This window comes from Peptoniphilus indolicus ATCC 29427, assembly GCF_000227315.1.
GTDB classification, from domain to species: domain Bacteria; phylum Bacillota; class Clostridia; order Tissierellales; family Peptoniphilaceae; genus Peptoniphilus; species Peptoniphilus indolicus.
On sequence record NZ_JH165100.1, the window covers coordinates 1 to 1,688 of the forward strand.

The following is a 1,688-nucleotide window of genomic DNA, read 5'->3' on the forward strand; positions in this document are numbered from 1 at the left end:
TCGTAGGGGCGGCACGTGACTTCAAGGAATTTTATGAAATTAAAAAACAATAGACAAATAAAAAACTTAAACAGCAAAACAACAAAGGCCCGCCCGTCAACACAATAAAACGAAATATAAAAAATTTTAAAAATATCAATATAAACAACAACCGTAGGGGCGGCACGTATATGCAAGGTAAATAATGAATTAAAAAACAATAGACAAATAAAAAACTTAAACATCAAAACAGCAAAGGCCCGCCCGTCAATACCGATAATTTCCAAAACCGTAGGGGTGGCACGTATACAAAATAAAAAAGCGACATCCCTGTCGCTCAAATAATTATACATCCATTAAAAAATCAATAATATTTCTGTGAATTATACCATCCTGACTAAAATCAACCTTATCCATAGATAAAACATACTTCGGATAATTATCATTTAGTTGCTTATAAATCCCAAACTCCCTTTCCCTTGTGCTCTCACTTTCCATAAGATAGGTAACCTGAAAATAAATAATCCCCTCAGAATTCTCAGCAATAAAATCAATCTCTCTATCCTTTAACTTCCCAATCTTTACCTTGTATCCCCTAGAAAGAAGCTCAATAAAAACAATATTCTCAAGAACACGCTCAATGTCCCTACTGTTTGAAAATCCTTTAGCCTGCCTAAAACCATGGTCAGTCAAAAAATATTTCTCATCAACCTTTAATAATTTCTTTCCAACAGTATCATAACGCGGAACCTTCTTTAAAATAAACGCACGATTACAATACTCTAAATAATTCAAAATAGTATCAATCGAAATATTTCTATTCTCGCTTTTAAAATAATTCCTTATCCCATTCGCAGAAAAAGTGTGCCCAATATTTTCAGTTACATATGACAAAATCCTATTGAAAACGTCAATATCCCTTATGTCATAATACTGTAGCACGTCCTTGATTAAAACAGTATTATACACATCCCCCAAATATTTAAAGCTGGATTCCTTATCCAATCCAAAAAAACTTAAAAACGGCATTCCACCAAACTCTATAAAATGATTAAATAACTCATCCCTAGATAAACCACTATAACTAAAAATTTCCAAAAACTCACTAAAAGTAAAAGGCTGAATTTCAAAATCAACATACCTTCCAGCTAGTAAAGTTGCTAAATCAGAAGAAATAAGAGTTGAATTAGAACCGGTTAAATAAATGTCACAATCCACATCAACATTAATTCCATTAATCACTCGTTCCCATCCATTAACCAATTGCACCTCATCAAAGAAAAAATAAATCTTTCCAGAAGTATTTTTTATAATTGGCAGTAAATAATCAAGCAGTGAATTTGCATCACGAATATTAATTAACTCCAAAGACTCAAAATTCAAGTGTATTTTATTTTCAGGCAGAACATCAACTAAAATTTCATCACTAATAATTTTAAGAAGAGTAGACTTTCCTACACGTCGCATGCCGGTTAAAATTTTTATAATTGGCTTATCAATAAACCCCTCAATTTTTTTTATATATTTATTTCTTTTAATATAATTCATAAAATCACCTTAAAATAAATTATAATCGATAAAAGCACTTAAAACAATAGATTTATCGATTATAATCAAAGCTATTGCTGATACTTTAAAATTTATCGATTATAGTCGAAATTTTTAGCAGTGTTTTTCTTTTTATTAAACGCCAATCCCGTAGGGGCGGC

The 1,688-nt window shown here is 30.9% G+C and carries 2 protein-coding genes; both read right to left on the bottom strand.

The features are described from left to right. Positions 1 to 320: hypothetical protein (locus HMPREF9129_RS12105; RefSeq protein WP_218916033.1), on the bottom strand; the 320-nt coding region annotated here is incomplete at its 3' end. Positions 321 to 324: 4 nt separating this feature from the next. Next, the gene (locus HMPREF9129_RS10090; RefSeq protein ID WP_004823434.1) at positions 325 to 1,527 is read right to left on the bottom strand and encodes an ATP-binding protein; all 1,203 of its coding nucleotides are present in this window, start codon (positions 1,525 to 1,527) and stop codon (positions 325 to 327) included. Positions 1,528 to 1,688 lie beyond the last annotated feature (161 nt).

What these genes read in the sequence shown, in the direction of transcription:
- HMPREF9129_RS10090 (WP_004823434.1), bottom strand. Translation starts at nt 1,527, where the DNA reads ATGAATTATATTAAAAGAAATAAATATATAAAAAAAATTGAGGGGTTT.